Consider the following 15,422-nt stretch of genomic DNA (forward strand, 5'->3'; position numbering starts at 1 on the left):
TATTTTTTTAATTTTCAAGATCACAAATTGTGACCTTAAACATCTTGAAGTGGCAATTTGCGATATCAAGATTCAATTTGGAGGACGCAATTTGCGTCCTCCAATTATTTTAGTAATGAAACGAATTGTTTCAATTTTCCGCTCTTGCTTCGTTCTAGTTTTTCTTTTCTAGCGAATGTAAAAACTAGGTCTTTTTCCAAATATAAAGCAATTGCAGCTTCAATTTTCTGGATTTGTTCTTGATTTAACTCGGTTTCGCTTACATATTCAATGTCAAAAGTATCTATTTTAGTTTGTTTGATGACAAATTCTTTTACGTTGCCGTCGTCTTCGATGATGCTTTTGGTGACATAATAAAAAGTCAATCCAGGCGATTTTTTTCCGCTTGGCAAAATGGCAACATCATTGGTTCGACCAATTAATTTCTTCAGAATAGGTTTTTTTGGCGTGCTTTTTTCGTCCAAAATTCCAATGTCGCCAATGTCGTATCGAATAAACGGATGCGCCTTGTTGAATAAAGAAGTTACTACGATTCGACCTGCTGCACCGTAAGGCAAAATCATATTGTCCTCATCCAAAATTTCCACAAAAAGCGTTTCGGAATTTACTTGCCATTCGCCATCCCGATTTTGAAAAGCAATCAAATCCAGTTCCGAAGCTCCGTATTCATTGACAACAGGAACGCCAAATTGTTTTTCCAACAGGATTTTGTCTTCCTCAAAAAGCATTTCAGAAGTTACGACACAGACTTTTAAAGTCGGACAAATGGTTTTTAAAACAATATTTTTTTGTTGTAGAAATTTGGCAAACAAAACGATTGAACTCGTATATCCGTTGATGTAATCGAACTTTCGAGTCTTGAATTCGTTTAAAAAACCTTCTAAAACCTTCTCCGATAAATCGAAAATCGAAAACCTAAAACGGTTGCCCAGAAAATCCTTGAAACGTTCTTTTTGGTTGCCTATAAAATCCAATGGAATTCCGTAAAAACGAGCTTGGTAGGATGAATTGAAATCAATTCCGTGCCAAGTGAAACGATTGATGATATTGGCCCAGGTTAAGGCGTGCGAAAATTTGTCTTTGGCAAAAATAAACGGATCACCGCTGGAACCAGATGTTTTGTTGACGTAAACATTTTTCAGGGAAAATCCAGTTGAAAGCCTTTCAATCAAAGGTTTTTGAAAGTCTTTCTTGGTCATTATCGGCAAATCGTTCCAAGTATTGAAAGTGGTTTTGCCCACGATTTTTTGATAGGAGGAATTGTTTTTTAAATGATAATCAACAATTTCTTGTTTTTTGTTTTCAATAAATGTTTCAAATTCCTGTTCGGGGATAGACTGGATTTTTCGCAATTCGGCTTTGGCTTCCTTTATTGGAAAACCATTTATTTGGAGCGAAAAATTGAAAAGTGGAAACATTTAGGCTACTTTTTGGGCATTAAATCGTTTGATGGATTCTAATTCTTGCCTTTTATTTTCTATTTCTTCTTCTATGTCAAAATCGTCTTGAAGGCCTAACCAAAATTTGGCAGAATTTCCAAAATATTGACTTAATCGCAAAGCGGTATCGGCAGTTATTCTTCGATTTCCCTTGATGATTTCTGAAATTCTGGTTTGGGGAATTTTCAAGTCCTTGCACAAGCGGTAAGAAGTTATTTCCAGAGGAACGAGAAATTCCTCCAGTAAAATTTCGCCTGGATGTATGTTTTTTAGCTTTTCCATAATTTTTAGTTTAATGATAATCAACAATTTCGACATTATTGGCATTTCCGTTTTCCCAGATAAAAATAATGCGCCATTGGTTGTTGATTCTGATGCTGTAATAATCCTTTAAATTCCCGCTTAATTTCTCTAATCGGTTGGAAGGAGGAATTCTTAAATCAATCAAATCTTGGGAGTTGTTGAGCATTCTCAGCTTTCTTCTGCCCATTTGTTGAATTTCTATCGCTGGTTTTTTTACGACAATCCCGTTCCAGATTTTTTCGGTTTCTTTAGATCCAAATGAAATTATCATACCTTTTGCGTTACTAACGTCAAAAGTAAGTAAAAAAAATTATTATTTCAAGTTAAAACAGACTATTTTTGCCAAACTTAAAAACTACACAATGACAATTTTACTTTTAGGTTCAGGAGGAAGAGAACACGCTTTTGCTTGGAAAATGATTCAAAGTCCGCTTTGCGACAAACTTTTTGTGGCACCGGGAAATGCAGGAACGGCTTCGATAGCCAACAATGTTGACATCAGCCCAACGGATTTTGATGCCGTAAAAGCATTGGTACTTCAGGAAAAAGTAGGAATGGTGGTAGTTGGACCGGAAGATCCTTTGGTAAAAGGAATTTTCGACTTTTTCAAAAACGACAATGATTTAAAAGATATTCCAGTTATTGGTCCGTCAAAATTAGGAGCAACTTTGGAAGGAAGTAAAGAGTTTGCCAAGGAATTTTTGATGAAACACAATATTCCTACTGCAGCTTACGATAGTTTCACTGCTGAAACGGTGGAAAAAGGATGTGATTTCTTAGAAACTTTGCAACCTCCTTATGTGTTGAAAGCAGATGGATTGGCGGCAGGAAAAGGTGTTTTAATCATTCACGATTTGGCGGAAGCCAAAGAAGAATTGAGAAATATGTTGGTTGGCCAAAAATTTGGTGCTGCAAGTTCCAAAGTGGTAATCGAAGAATTCTTGGACGGAATTGAATTGAGCTGCTTCGTATTAACTGACGGAAAAAGCTATAAAATATTGCCGACAGCCAAAGATTACAAACGCATTGGCGAAGGCGACACAGGATTAAATACTGGTGGAATGGGAGCGGTTTCTCCGGTTCCTTACGTTGATGCCGTTTTGATGGAAAAAATCGAAACACGCATCGTTAAACCAACAATCGAAGGTTTTCAAAAAGACGGAATAGAATACAAAGGATTTGTGTTTATTGGATTGATCAACGTGAAAAACGAGCCAATCGTGATTGAATACAACGTGAGAATGGGCGATCCAGAAACAGAAGTGGTGGTGCCAAGAATGAAATCGGATTTGGTGGAATTGTTTTTGGCCGTGGCCAATGAAAAACTGGACGAATTTGAACTAGAAATTGACGAAAGAAGTGCCACGACAATTGTGGTTGTTTCTGGTGGTTATCCGGAAGATTTCGAGAAAGGAAAAGTAATTTCAGGATTGGAAACCATAGAAGATTCCATTGTTTTTCACGCAGGAACGAAACTGGACAACGGCAAAGTGGTGAGCAACGGAGGAAGAGTTTTGACCGTGACATCCTATGGAGACAATTTCGAAGAGGCCATAAAAAAATCTTACCAAAACATAGACAAGCTAAATTTTGACAAGATGTATTTTAGAAAAGATATTGGGAACGATTTAAAATAGTTCCCAATATCTTTCGTTACAATTTCTTAAAGTATTATTTCAAGAAAGAGTGGGCGGTAGTATCTTGGTTTTCCTCTCCTTTTTCTTCGTACTTTTTTAACTCTAGACACCAATATACGATGGCAACAGAACAGATAGCCATAAAAATCCAGTTAAGAATATTAGCGGCAAACCAATGAGTAAGTTCTAAATTTCTTAGAAAATCGTGTAGAGCGAAAAAAATTGTTTCAAATAACCATTGAATTCCTTCAAAAAATGCTTTCATCTTTGTACAAGTATTATATTTACAGTCGCAAAAGTATAAAATATCCTTATGATAACAAGTGTTTTTAAAAAATCTACGCCATTAAATTTAATTTTGGTCGTAATTTTAATGCTGGTTTTCTTTTTAATATATCAATTTCAAGATTCTGCTTGGACAAATTCCGTTGTTTCCATTTTTAAAAAAGTGGGATTGTTTGTTGTGTTGTTAGGTTCTGTTTTTATAACAAATTTTGTTGCCAAGAGAAACGGATTGAGCAAAGACAGTAGTTACACGATATTTTTCTATTTTTTGTTTCTGCTTTTTTTTCCATCTTCATTGGATAATGCAAACTTAATTTTATCCAATTTCTTTATCTTGTTGGCACTTCGAAGATTGATTTCGTTGCAATCCTTGAAAGCCTCCAAAGAAAAAATATTTGACGCTTCTTTATGGATTTTTGTGGCTGCCTTTTTTCATTTTTGGAGTATTCTTTATATTGTTTTGGTGTTTGTCTCCATAATTTTTCATGTTTCCAGAGATTATAGAAACTGGGTTTTGCCTTTTATAGCCCTTTTTTCAGTGGCAACAATCACTTTGATTTTTCTGATAACTTTTAATATTGGTATTATTGAATTTGCAAAAGCACACGTAACCACTAATTTCAAATTGGATTATTTTACCAATAATTATCAAAATGGAGCCTTTTCCATCTATTTGACCATAGCGTTGTTTTTCTTGATATCGATGTTTGCCTCGCTTTCCAGCAAACCTTTGTTGCTGCATTCCTCTTTCAAGAAAATCATCACATCTTTTTTTATTGGAATCGTGATTTTTGTTGTTTCTGCAAACAAAAGCAATGATTTGTTGTTATTTACCTTTGCGCCATTGACAATGATGGCAACCAGTCACATCGAAATGAAACAATTGCAATTGAAACAGGAAATAGTCTTGGGCGTACTTATTCTTTGTAGTTTGTTTACGTTTTTCTCCCAATTATAGTTTGTTTCCGTAAGCCAAATCACCGGCGTCACCCAATCCTGGAACAATATATTTTTTATCGTTTAGCTTTTCGTCCAAAGCCGCTACCCAAAGATGGCAGGAATCAGGCAAATGTTCCTCAAGATAGGCAATGCCTTCTGGGGCGGCAATAATTACGGCAACGTGAATTTCTTTTGGAGTTCCTTTTTCCATCAATTTATTGAAGACGGCAACAATCGACTGTCCCGTGGCCAGCATCGGATCAAGCAACAACAAGTTTTTGTTTTCGATGTCGGCAATAGCCTGGTATTCCACCAAAATATCAAAATAATCATCGTTGTTGGGATGGTGTCTGTAAGCCGAAATAAAACCGTTTTCGGCACTGTCAAAATAATTCAAAAAGCCCAAATGCATCGTCAGCCCAGCTCTTAAAATGGAGCATAAAACCAATTGGTCTGCTATTTCGGTGGTTTTCTTGATGCCAAGAGGCGTTTGGATTTCGATGGTTGCATAATGTAGATTTTTGCTTAATTCATAAGCCATTATTTCGCCAATTCGTTCAATGTTTCTTCGAAAACGCATGCTGTCTTTCTGAACATTCACGTTCCTGATTTGACCCAAAAAGTGATTCAGGACACTGTTGTTTTCGGATAAATAATGAATTTGCATGGCTTGATGTTGAATTAAAATTTTGATGATTAAACTTTGAAAGTTTTTTCAAACTATAAATGTATAAAAAAGTATCTTTGCGTTTTAAAATATAGAGAGATGTTTTCAAAATTAGCGTATTCCGTTTTCGAACAAAGTATCCAGGATTATCATCAATTTGATAATGTGGACCAACCGATAAACAATCCTTTTCCGAAGGAAAAAATCGAACATTTATTATATCTAAAAAATTGGATTGACACCGTGCAATGGCATTTTGAAGATATCATTCGTGATCCCAATATCGATCCAGTTGCAGCATTGACCTTGAAAAGAAGAATTGATGCTTCGAATCAAGAACGCACTGACATGGTGGAATATATTGACGGCTATTTTCTTCAAAAATACAGTCATGTGAAGGTAAAAGACGATGCCAAAATTAACTCTGAAAGTCCTGCTTGGGCATTCGACAGATTGTCTATTTTGGCCTTGAAAATTTATCACATGCAAGAAGAAGCCACTCGTGCTGAAGCTTCGCAAGACCACAGAGACAAATGTCAAGCCAAATTGAATATTTTATTGGAACAAAGAACTGATTTGTCAACCGCAATTGAAGATTTGTTGACCGACATCGAAAACGGTGACAAGTTCATGAAAGTGTACAAACAAATGAAAATGTACAACGATGATGATTTGAATCCTGTTTTGTACCAGAATAAAAAATAAATATTTATTCTGTCATTTCGACGAAGGAGAAATCACATAACGAGAGCAACTAATGCAATTTCTCCTTCGTCGAAATGACAAATTTACCACTTTTTTTGCACAAAAAAATCCAACATATAGCCGTCATGAGACTTTCCGCAATGGGAGATGTCGCCATGACGGTTCCTGTTTTAAGGGCTATTGTCCAGCAAAATCCCGAAGTGAAAATCACGGTGGTTTCCCGACCGTTTTTCAAACCTTTTTTTGAGGGAATTTCCAATGTTTCTTTCTTTGCTTTCGACGAAAAACAACGCCATAAAGGTTTTCCTGGATTGTTGCGATTGTTCCAAGATTTGAAAGTTTTGCACATTGACGCTTTTGCCGATTTACACAACGTTTTGCGTTCCAAAGTGGTTCGAACACTTTTCGCCTTGAGCGGAAAAAAAACAGCTTCGGTAGATAAAGGAAGGGAAGAAAAAGCAGCCTTGACACGAGCAGAAAACAAAATATTCAAACCCTTGACCACAATGTTCGAAAGACACGTAAAAGTGTTTCAAGAACTGGGTTTTGCAGTAGATTTATCGAATCCGACATTTCCTGTAAAGACAGTTTTAGGCAAGGAAATCAGCCTTTTAATTGGAGGAAATAACCAAAAATTAATCGGGATTGCGCCTTTTGCCCAATACGATTCCAAGGTGTATCCTTTGGATTTGATGCAGGAAGTAATCAATAAATTAGCTGAAAACAAAACCCATAAAATTTTGCTTTTTGGCGGCGGAAAAAAAGAAATTGAATTGTTAAATTCACTTTTAAAAGGCAAAGAAAACGTCATAGTTGTTGCGGGGCAACTCAAGTTTCAACAGGAATTGCAACTCATTTCGAATCTCGATGTAATGCTTTCCATGGATTCCGGGAATGCCCATATTGCGGCAATGTTGGGCGTAAAAGTCATCACGCTTTGGGGAGCAACGCATCCTTTTACCGGTTTTTCACCTTTCAATCAACCCTTGGAAAATGCCTTGGTTTCCGATAGAAATTTGTTCCCGAAACTACCTACTTCGGTTTACGGGAATAAAATAGTGGAAGGTTATGAAGATGCAATGCGTTCTATTTCAGTGGAAAACGTAGTCGAAAAAATCAATTCTTCAATTTAGATTCGTAAAAAAAATAGCGGTATTGAATCCAATTTATTTTTAAGAAAATGTAATTTATCAAAGAAAACCGCTATCTTTATCTTAGGTTTAATTTTAATAAACAATTCCTATGCTAGATTCAAAATCCTCTAGAAGAAATTTTTTTAAATTCCTCGGCTTGACTGCCGGAACTACGTTGATCAGTCAGGCAAGTTTTGGTGCCCATTTGGATGAAACGGAAATCAAAAAGTTGAATCCTGAACAAAAGGAATTTATTCTGCTACACGAAAAATGGATGGATGAATTCATTGAAGTAATCAAAGTGCAGAAAACGGATCCAGAAAATCAAGAAAACAATAAAAAGATGATTGCGATTACTGAAATGGCGGATGAATTCAAGCCACAACTCAGCGAGTTTATGAAAGACGGTACTTTTGCGCTGATTTACAAAATGTCGCTGGAGCGAATGAGCAAAGAGATTTGATTCTTTAGGTTTAATTCCTCGAAGCTCTGCTTCTATTTTTTTGCCACAGATTCACAGATTAAAAAAGATTTTTGAAAATCTGTGAATCTGTGGCTATTATTTCGGTAATACCTTTGTGGCTATGTGCGAGGTAGTTTATTCGAAAAATTCATTCACAAATAGATTTTTTCATCTTGGCAACGCTTCAAAATATAGCTTTTTAGGTGCGAAATGGTTTCTTGGTATGCGGGAGCTTCAAAACCAAAACGTTCGTGTTCCATTTGTTCTTTTTCGATGGCGTTGCAGCCCTTGATGACTTCCTTGAGCATGTCGAGCATCGCCAATTCCTTATTGTTTGTTTTCTGGAATTTGAACTCCACGATTTCATCCTGCAATTGCTCGCAATAGTCCAAAAGTTGCGCCACTTCGGGTTCGTCAAGTAGGGAAGGGTTGGTTTTGAATATTTCTCGGGTGGATTTCATTTTAGCTGACTTTGAGGTTTTATTAATCCAGTAATGGCGAGTTGCCATAAACCACTTTTTTGAATTTTTAACGTTTTTGTATATGAGCTGTGTCGTGATTTAGCACGAACCTCTCCAAATAAAAACTGGCTTTGGGAAATCCGCAGGATTATCCAAGTGAGGACTGACCAAGCCATAGCTTATATACTGTGTTAGCTAAAGTTATTTTGTTGAGATTGCTGTATTAATATATTTTAAATGCTTCATCAATTCATTGTAGTTGGAGAAATTTTCAATTCCAAATAAATCTTTATCGTTTAACCAGTCTGTCGGAACCTCCAAGTTTTTAGATTTGTGAAAGTTTAATAAGTATGATCCACCATCATACCACATGTCTCCAAGTTTGTCAGAGAAGTTTTTTTCATAATATATGTATTTTTCATATTCTCTATGCATTAACTCTTCTTTTAGTGGTAAATATATTTTATTATATTCATTTCTGCTGCTTAAAGATTTCTCTTTGTTTTTATAATTTAAACTTCGATGTTTCTTTATTTCGGGAGAATATTCGTCTTCAAAGGCAATATATTCATCAACAGCTTCCTGCCATATTTTTCTTAGGTTTTTATAGTTAGGAGATTCATGCATAATCCATAAAAGATTTTTATCTTCTTGTGTAGCCAAAGAATATCTACTTTTTCCTTTTTTTATGTTTTGAAGATAAAACTCTAACTTTAAATAACTTAATTGTTTATCAATACTATCTTTCTCATTTTCCAATTCCGAAAGATTCATTGTTTCGTATTTAGAAGTAATTTTTTTGTTTTCCAATTCCGAAAGATTCATTGTTTCGTATTTAGAAGTAATTTTTTTGTTTTCCAATTCCGAAAGATTTATTGTTTCATATTTAGAAGTAATTTTTTTGGTTGAAGAACAACTTGTAATTAAACAAATAGTCGATGCAATAATTAAACATTTTAATTTCATAGTTTTAATTTTAGCTAACTTGTATATAGGTCTGAAAAAATCAGATTTTATTATTAATCAAATATAATGATTTTTTCTTACAAATCATCAAATGGACTTTTATATTAAAACCAAACTTTCTAAAACAAAAAAACTTCCCTTTTCAGAGAAGTTTTCGTTTATCATTTAAATTATATTTTAAACATCATCAAAATCAACCACAATTTCTGCGGAAGTTGGATGGGCTTGGCAAGTGAGAATCAAGCCTTCTTCTATTTCTTTATCGGTCAGGATGGAGTTTTTCTTCATTTCGGCAGTTCCTGATTTTACTCGGGCGAGACAGCTGCTGCAAATTCCGCCTTGGCAGGAATAAGGAGCGTCAATGCCTTGTTTTAGGGCTGCTTCGAGAATGGTTTGCTTTTGCGACATCTCGAAAGTCGTTTCGTCGTCGTCTACCGTAATACTGATTTTGGTGTGGCCTTCGTGAGAACTGGCTTCCAGATTTTCGACAGAAGAACTGGAGAACAATTCAAACTTGATGGCGGAATCCCTGATGTTGTGTTCCATCAAAACCTTGGAAACGGTGTTGATCATATCTTCCGGCCCGCACAAATAGAACTTGTCGAATTCCAATTCCTTGTGTTTGTTGTTCAAGACAAAATTCACGACAGATTTATCGATTCGACCGAAAAGTTCGCCATCGGCCTTGGCTTGACTGTACACATAATGCACAAATAATCTTCCGGTATATTTCAGGTGTAAATCGTGTAATTCCTGGTGGAAAATGGTTTCTTCCGGCGATTTGTTCCCGTAAACCAATACGAAAGAACTTTGCGGTTCGCTTTTCAAAACCGATTTCAGTATGGATATGGCAGGCGTAATTCCGCTTCCAGCCACAAAAGCCGTGTAATTTTTTTGTTGGTGGCTTTCAGGTTCGAAAGTGAATTTTCCTTCCGGTTTTCCTACTTCAAGAATGTCTCCCGCTTTTAGTTTGGTATTGGCAAATTGGGAAAAAGCACCGTTTTTTACGGCTTTCACCGCTATTCTCAATTCTCCGCTTTCTGGCGAGGAACAAATGGAATAGGCACGACGAATTTCTTTGCCGTCCAACGTTAATTTCAAATTGACATATTGACCAGCAATAAAAGTATAATGAGGTTTGAATTCTTCGGGAACATTAAAAAGTATGGAAACCGAAGCTCCAGTCTCGCGTTTTACTTCTTTAATGATGAGTTTTTTGAATAAAGGCATTGGAATATTTTTTGCAAAGATAGTAAACCAAAAAAAATATGGAAGTTTAAGAGTTTAGAAGTTTAGTTTTTTTTGTAACATTTACTTACATTTAACCACTAATACAAAATCAAATGGTAAAATTATGATAAAAAAATTCCTTTATCTCGAATGGAAAGCTTTTACTAGGTCGGCTTCTTTTGGAGCAAATTTGGCCATAAAAATACTGGTGGGTTTTATAGCACTCTATTTCACTTTAGTTTTTTTGATATTGGGAATAGGGACATTTTACATCCTCAAGAAATTGCATCTAGACCCCATCGTTACCGTCAATAAATACTTGATTTATTATTTTCTGCTTGATTTGATCATTCGACTCTTGTTGCAGAAAATTCCGGTGATGAACATTCGTCCGCTTTTGATTTTCCCCATAAAAAAACAGACAATCGTTCATTTTTCATTGGGAAAAACGGTCTTGTCCTTCTTCAATTTTGTTCACGCTTTTTTCTTTCTTCCTTTCAGCATTGTTATGATTTACGAAGGATACGACGTGTTGTCCGTCCTGCTTTGGCATACGGCAATGGTTTCATTGATTTACTTCAACAATTTTGTCAACATCATATTGGGCAACAAGGACAATTTATTTGCTGTTTTCCTTGGAATCACGGCTGTTTTTGGTGGATTGCAATTCTATGGTTTTTTTAACATCACGGATTACACGGCTCCTTTTTTTGACGCTCTTTTCAACACCTATTGGGCATTTGCCATTCCTGTACTCTTGTTGATAGGCTTGTATTATGTTACGTTCTATTATTTCAAAAGCAATTTGTACCTCGATGCGGGACTTTCCAGCAAACACGACATTGCCAAAACAGAAGATTTGACTTGGTTGAACCAATTTGGCACCATTGGGACATTCTTGAAAAACGACATAAAATTGATCAAAAGAAACAAAAGATCAAAAACCACGGTGGGTATGAGCGTGATGTTCCTTTTTTACGGATTGCTTTTTTTTACCAACGGAATCGAAGCCTACAACAATCCCGTGATGCATATTTTTGCCGGAATTTTTGTTTCGGGAGGATTTCTAATCACTTTCGGGCAATTTGTGCCGAGTTGGGACAGTGCTTATTACCAATTAATGATGACGCAAAATATTCCCTACAAAGGCTATTTGAGTTCCAAATGGTGGTTGATGGTAATTGCGACCATAGTGAGCACAATTCTGGCTTCGTTCTATCTTTATTTTGGATGGCAAATTTACATGACCATCGTTGTGGGCGCGATTTACAACATTGGGGTGAATTCCCATTTGGTTTTGCTTGGCGGCGCATACACAAAAACACCTATAAATTTAGATTCCGGAAAAGGAGCTTTTGGCGACAAAAAAGCGTTCAACGTAAAAACGATGTTGGTATCGATTCCGCAAATGGCTTTACCCGTTTTGCTCTATTGGGGCGGTTCTTCTTTGGCCAATGCCAATGTTGGACTGGCATTAGTGGCTTCGGCAGGAATACTGGGATTTGCCTTTAAAGACAAGGCTTTTTCCTTGATTGAAAAAATATACAAAACAGAAAAATACGCCACCATAGCATCGTACAAACAAAAATCGTAATTTGAAAATCAAATAGCTAAATATCGTAAATCAAGATGATACAAGTAAACAACCTTTCGAAATCATACAACGGAACCACCGTATTAAAAATAGACAATCTAGAAATTCCAAAAGGACAAAGTTTTGGACTTGTGGGCAACAACGGGGCAGGAAAAACCACGTTCTTTAGTTTGATATTGGATTTAATCCAGCCATCAACAGGCCACATCAACAACAACGATGTCCAGGTAAATACCAGCGAAAACTGGAAACCCTTCACGGCTTCTTTTCTGGATGAAAGTTTCTTGATTGGTTATCTCACGCCCGAAGAATATTTCTATTTCATTGGCGATTTGCGCGGCCAAAACAAAGCAGATATTGATGCTTTGCTGACCAAACACGAAGAATTTTTTAACGGAGAAATCCTGAAAAACAAAAAATATCTCCGCGATTTATCCAAAGGAAACCAAAAGAAAGTGGGTATCATCGCCACGCTAATCGGTAATCCGGAAGTCGTGATTCTCGATGAGCCGTTTGCCAATCTGGATCCAACAACAGTAAACAGACTGAAAAAAATAATCAAGGAACTGGCCGAAAATCCCGATGTTACCATTTTGGTTTCCAGTCACGATTTGCTTCACACGGTAGAAGTTTGCGATAGAATTGTTGCCTTGAACAAAGGCGAAGTGGTAAAAGACATCCAAACATCAAATGAGACCTTGCAGGAATTGGAAACGTTTTTTGCCGTTTAAATTTCGATATTTCAAAAAGAAACGTATTTTTACCAGTCATTATACTAAAGTGTACATTTAAAAGTTAAATGATAAACCGTTTCCCATTGAAAACCAAGATATTTAAACTCTCTTTCTTTACAGCATTTATACTATTTTTGGTCGCCTGTTCTACCAAGAAAGACACTTTTTTAGCCAGAAATTCCCACGCATTAAGTACAAGAGACAATATTTTGTATAATGGTCAGATAGGGTTGGACAAGGGAATCAAAGAGATAAAAACGGGTTCCAAAGACAATTTTTGGAAGCGGTTGCCCATCGAAAAAATGCAAATCATAGATGACAATGCCGCCGCCGAAAAAACCAAAAACGCCAATTTTGAACTAGCCGAAGCCAAAGCCACCAAAGCCATCCAGAAACATTCGATGAACATTGGCGGTCAAGAAAAAAATTATCAAATTGACGAAGCTTATTTACTGTTGGGAAAATCAAGGTATTACGACCAACGATTTATCCCCGCTTTGGACGCTTTCAATTATATTTTATACAAATATCCCACCAGCGACAAAATTTATCAAGCCAAAATTTGGAGAGAAAAAGCCAATATGCGTTTAGGAAACGACGCGCAGGTTATCAACAACATCAGCAAACTTCTGGAGGAAAAAGAGAAAGAAGATAAAAAGAAAAACGGGAAAAAGTTCAAGAAGCAAGTTATCGCTGATGCCAATGCACTTTTGGCAGCATCCTTTTTAAACTTGGAAGAAAAAGACAGCGCCATTGCCAAACTAAAAGTGGCCGAGCGTTTTACCAAAGTAAATTCAGAACGAGCTCGATACCGATTTATTCTTGGCCAATTGTATCAAGAATTGGGAGTAAGGGACAGCGCCATTTATTGCTATCAATCCGTGATAGACATGAACAGGAAAGCGGAAAGAGAAATCATTATCCAGGCTTATGCCAAAAAAGCACAATTATTTGATTATCAAAACGGGGACAAGGACTCTTTTGTAAAAACCTATAACAAGTTGGTTGACGACAGGGAAAACAGACCGTTTCTGGATGTCATTTATTATGAAATGGGCGTGTTTTATGACAAACAAAACGATCAAGAATTAGCCAAAGAATTTTACAATGCTTCGCTGGATGCCAATTCTCCAGATGTTTATTTGGTGGCGTCGAATTATAGAAATTTGGGGAACATGCATTTTAAAAACACCGAATATTCAACCGCGGCAAAATATTATGACAGTACCTTGGTCAAACTTGACGTTAAAACCAGGGAATACATCCACATCAAAAAAGTCAGGAAAGATTTGGACGAAGTCATTGAATATGAATCCATAGCCAAAGAAAAAGACAGTATTTTAAACATTGTTGCCCTATCGGAAACGGACAGGATTTTGTATTTTGAAAAGCATATCGACAAATTGAAAAAGTCTGATGAAGACAAAAAAATACAAGAAGAAAAAGAGAAAGAAACCCTTGCCAACATTGACAGAAACAACATCAACAGTGTTGACGATCCAGCTCAATCAAAGTCGGGTATGCCGGCAAAAAAATCTTCGGTTGCCCCTCCTTCAATGCCGGGCGCTTCCGGAAATACTGCGGCCAACACTTTCTATTTTTACAATCCTACCACGGTAGCTTTTGGAAAAATTGAGTTCAAGAAAAAGTTTGGAAACAGGGCATTGGGCGGCAATTGGAGATTGTCAACCATTAAAACAGATGCAGCTGCCGTAAGCGACACAACGGCCACGGCGAAAAAAGAAGACGCAAAAGAAGTGGAACAATACACGACTGCGTTTTATTTGGACCAGCTTCCAAAAACACAAGCGGAAATAGACGACATTGCCAAAAAACGCAATTTTGCCTATTATCAATTGGGCATAATTTATAAAGAAAAATTCAAGGAATATGGATTGGCCAGCAAAAAACTGGAGCAATTGTTGACATACAATCCCGAAGAAAAATTGGTGCTTCCGACGATGTACAATTTGTACAAAATATATCAAATCACGGATAACGCCAAGGCAGAAGAGATGAAAGCCCGTATTTCGAGCCAGTATCCAAATTCTCGTTATGCACAAATCATCAACAATGCACATCCTGATTCGGTTTCGTCAAATGAAACTCCTGAAGATGTTTACGACAAATGGTATAAATTATATCAAGAAGAGCATTTCGCCGAAGTATTGGCAAAATTAGACGGCTTGATTCTTCAATATTCGGGAGATGAAATTGTTTCAAAATTTGAATTGCTTAAAGCCAATATTCTGGGGAAACTCCAAGGATTGGAAGCTTATAAAAACGGCCTGCAATATGTGGCGGACAATTATCCAACCAGCGAAGAAGGCAAGAATGCGCGTGAAATTTTGACCGATCAAATTCCGACATTGGAAAAAATGAATTTTAGTCCTGTCGACACCAAAAACTGGAAAGTTCTTTTTAAAGTGGGTAAGTTTGAAGACAAGAATACCAAAGTCCTGCAAGATAAAATCAAGAAATTCATATCCAGCGAAAACGTGCAAAAATTGACTTATTCGTTTGACATTTATACCGAAAAAGAAAACTTTTTGGTCATCAGCGGTATAAATTCGGAGAGGTACGCCAATAATATTGCCGGGATAATGAAGGAGAATAAATTGTATAAAGTGGCGGAACCGGCTGTCGTGATTTCGAACGACAATTACAAAGTGGTTCAAATCAAGAAAAATCTCGACAAATATTTGGCACAGCCAAAAGTTGATCCAGTTGTTCCTGCTCAACCGCCTGTTGTTCCCCAATCACCAGACGTGAAACAACCCACGGCACCAGGAGCTACCAAACAAATGATGCCTCCGGGAATGCCACCTCCAGCTGGACAAACCAACTCACCTCCAAAGCAGTAAAT

At 36.7% G+C, this 15,422-nt stretch carries 16 protein-coding genes; 8 read left to right on the plus strand and 8 right to left on the minus strand.

The window, feature by feature from the left end; genetic code table 11:
* Nucleotides 1–104: 104 nt before the first annotated feature.
* The 3 genes from BUC16_RS02780 to BUC16_RS02790 are packed head-to-tail and all read right to left on the minus strand — an operon-like array spanning nt 105 to nt 2,013.
* Entirely contained in the window at nt 105–1,418 is a 1,314-nt protein-coding gene (locus BUC16_RS02780; protein WP_073367766.1) for a phenylacetate--CoA ligase family protein, read from the minus strand.
* A complete protein-coding gene (locus BUC16_RS02785) occupies nt 1,419–1,721 on the minus strand; it encodes a HigA family addiction module antitoxin (RefSeq protein WP_073368671.1) in 303 nt (100 codons plus the stop codon). It abuts the gene before it with no gap.
* 10 nt (nt 1,722–1,731) lie between these two features.
* Nucleotides 1,732–2,013 carry a type II toxin-antitoxin system RelE/ParE family toxin gene (locus tag BUC16_RS02790; protein WP_073367768.1) on the minus strand — a complete coding sequence of 94 codons (282 nt, stop codon included), beginning with the start codon at nt 2,011–2,013 and terminating at the stop codon, nt 1,732–1,734.
* A gap of 91 nt (nt 2,014–2,104) precedes the next feature.
* On the opposite strand from BUC16_RS02790, the gene purD reads away from it, so the two are divergent.
* Nucleotides 2,105–3,379, plus strand: a complete 1,275-nt coding sequence (gene purD / locus BUC16_RS02795; RefSeq protein ID WP_073367769.1) for a phosphoribosylamine--glycine ligase — start codon at nt 2,105–2,107, stop codon at nt 3,377–3,379.
* Between the two features lie 34 nt (nt 3,380–3,413).
* Here purD and BUC16_RS02800 read toward each other — a convergent pair whose 3' ends face one another.
* Nucleotides 3,414–3,644, minus strand: a complete 231-nt coding sequence (locus BUC16_RS02800; protein WP_073367771.1) for a DUF6341 family protein — start codon at nt 3,642–3,644, stop codon at nt 3,414–3,416.
* A gap of 48 nt (nt 3,645–3,692) precedes the next feature.
* Between BUC16_RS02800 and BUC16_RS02805 the strand changes: the two genes are divergently transcribed.
* Nucleotides 3,693–4,622: a DUF6427 family protein gene (locus BUC16_RS02805; protein ID WP_073367772.1), complete on the plus strand. Its 930-nt coding sequence runs from the start codon at nt 3,693–3,695 to the stop codon at nt 4,620–4,622.
* On the opposite strand, the gene upp is transcribed toward BUC16_RS02805, so the two are convergent.
* A complete protein-coding gene (upp, locus tag BUC16_RS02810; RefSeq protein ID WP_073367774.1) occupies nt 4,617–5,270 on the minus strand; it encodes a uracil phosphoribosyltransferase in 654 nt (217 codons plus the stop codon). The two genes, BUC16_RS02805 and upp, sit on opposite strands and share 6 nt — an antisense overlap.
* A gap of 99 nt (nt 5,271–5,369) precedes the next feature.
* Between upp and BUC16_RS02815 the strand changes: the two genes are divergently transcribed.
* From BUC16_RS02815 to BUC16_RS02825, 3 genes are all read left to right on the plus strand, one after another.
* Nucleotides 5,370–5,975 carry a DUF4254 domain-containing protein gene (locus BUC16_RS02815; protein ID WP_073367775.1) on the plus strand — a complete coding sequence of 202 codons (606 nt, stop codon included), beginning with the start codon at nt 5,370–5,372 and terminating at the stop codon, nt 5,973–5,975.
* A gap of 125 nt (nt 5,976–6,100) precedes the next feature.
* The gene (locus BUC16_RS02820) at nt 6,101–7,108 is read left to right on the plus strand and encodes a glycosyltransferase family 9 protein (protein WP_084546075.1); all 1,008 of its coding nucleotides are present in this window, start codon (nt 6,101–6,103) and stop codon (nt 7,106–7,108) included.
* A gap of 109 nt (nt 7,109–7,217) precedes the next feature.
* Nucleotides 7,218–7,571 carry a hypothetical protein gene (locus tag BUC16_RS02825; protein ID WP_073367778.1) on the plus strand — a complete coding sequence of 118 codons (354 nt, stop codon included), beginning with the start codon at nt 7,218–7,220 and terminating at the stop codon, nt 7,569–7,571.
* Nucleotides 7,572–7,723: 152 nt separating this feature from the next.
* Here BUC16_RS02825 and BUC16_RS02830 read toward each other — a convergent pair whose 3' ends face one another.
* The 3 genes from BUC16_RS02830 to BUC16_RS02845 all read right to left on the minus strand — a co-directional run bounded on the left by BUC16_RS02830 (nt 7,724) and on the right by BUC16_RS02845 (nt 10,228).
* A complete protein-coding gene (locus BUC16_RS02830) occupies nt 7,724–8,032 on the minus strand; it encodes a hypothetical protein (RefSeq protein ID WP_073367780.1) in 309 nt (102 codons plus the stop codon).
* Nucleotides 8,033–8,233: 201 nt separating this feature from the next.
* Nucleotides 8,234–8,998: a hypothetical protein gene (locus BUC16_RS02840; protein ID WP_073367783.1), complete on the minus strand. Its 765-nt coding sequence runs from the start codon at nt 8,996–8,998 to the stop codon at nt 8,234–8,236.
* 177 nt (nt 8,999–9,175) lie between these two features.
* The gene (locus BUC16_RS02845; protein ID WP_073367785.1) at nt 9,176–10,228 is read right to left on the minus strand and encodes a ferredoxin--NADP reductase; all 1,053 of its coding nucleotides are present in this window, start codon (nt 10,226–10,228) and stop codon (nt 9,176–9,178) included.
* 124 nt (nt 10,229–10,352) lie between these two features.
* Between BUC16_RS02845 and BUC16_RS02850 the strand changes: the two genes are divergently transcribed.
* The 3 genes from BUC16_RS02850 to porW all read left to right on the plus strand — a co-directional run bounded on the left by BUC16_RS02850 (nt 10,353) and on the right by porW (nt 15,420).
* Complete coding sequence (locus BUC16_RS02850; protein ID WP_073367786.1) at nt 10,353–11,822, plus strand: DUF5687 family protein; 1,470 nt, start codon at nt 10,353–10,355, stop codon at nt 11,820–11,822.
* A gap of 35 nt (nt 11,823–11,857) precedes the next feature.
* The gene (locus BUC16_RS02855) at nt 11,858–12,553 is read left to right on the plus strand and encodes an ABC transporter ATP-binding protein (protein WP_073367788.1); all 696 of its coding nucleotides are present in this window, start codon (nt 11,858–11,860) and stop codon (nt 12,551–12,553) included.
* 86 nt (nt 12,554–12,639) lie between these two features.
* Nucleotides 12,640–15,420 (plus strand): type IX secretion system periplasmic lipoprotein PorW/SprE, encoded by a 2,781-nt coding sequence (gene porW, locus BUC16_RS02860; RefSeq protein WP_244534325.1) that lies wholly within the window; start codon nt 12,640–12,642, stop codon nt 15,418–15,420.
* Nucleotides 15,421–15,422 lie beyond the last annotated feature (2 nt).

Origin of the sequence: Flavobacterium fluvii (assembly GCF_900129545.1) — a bacterium.
GTDB classification, from domain to species: domain Bacteria; phylum Bacteroidota; class Bacteroidia; order Flavobacteriales; family Flavobacteriaceae; genus Flavobacterium; species Flavobacterium fluvii.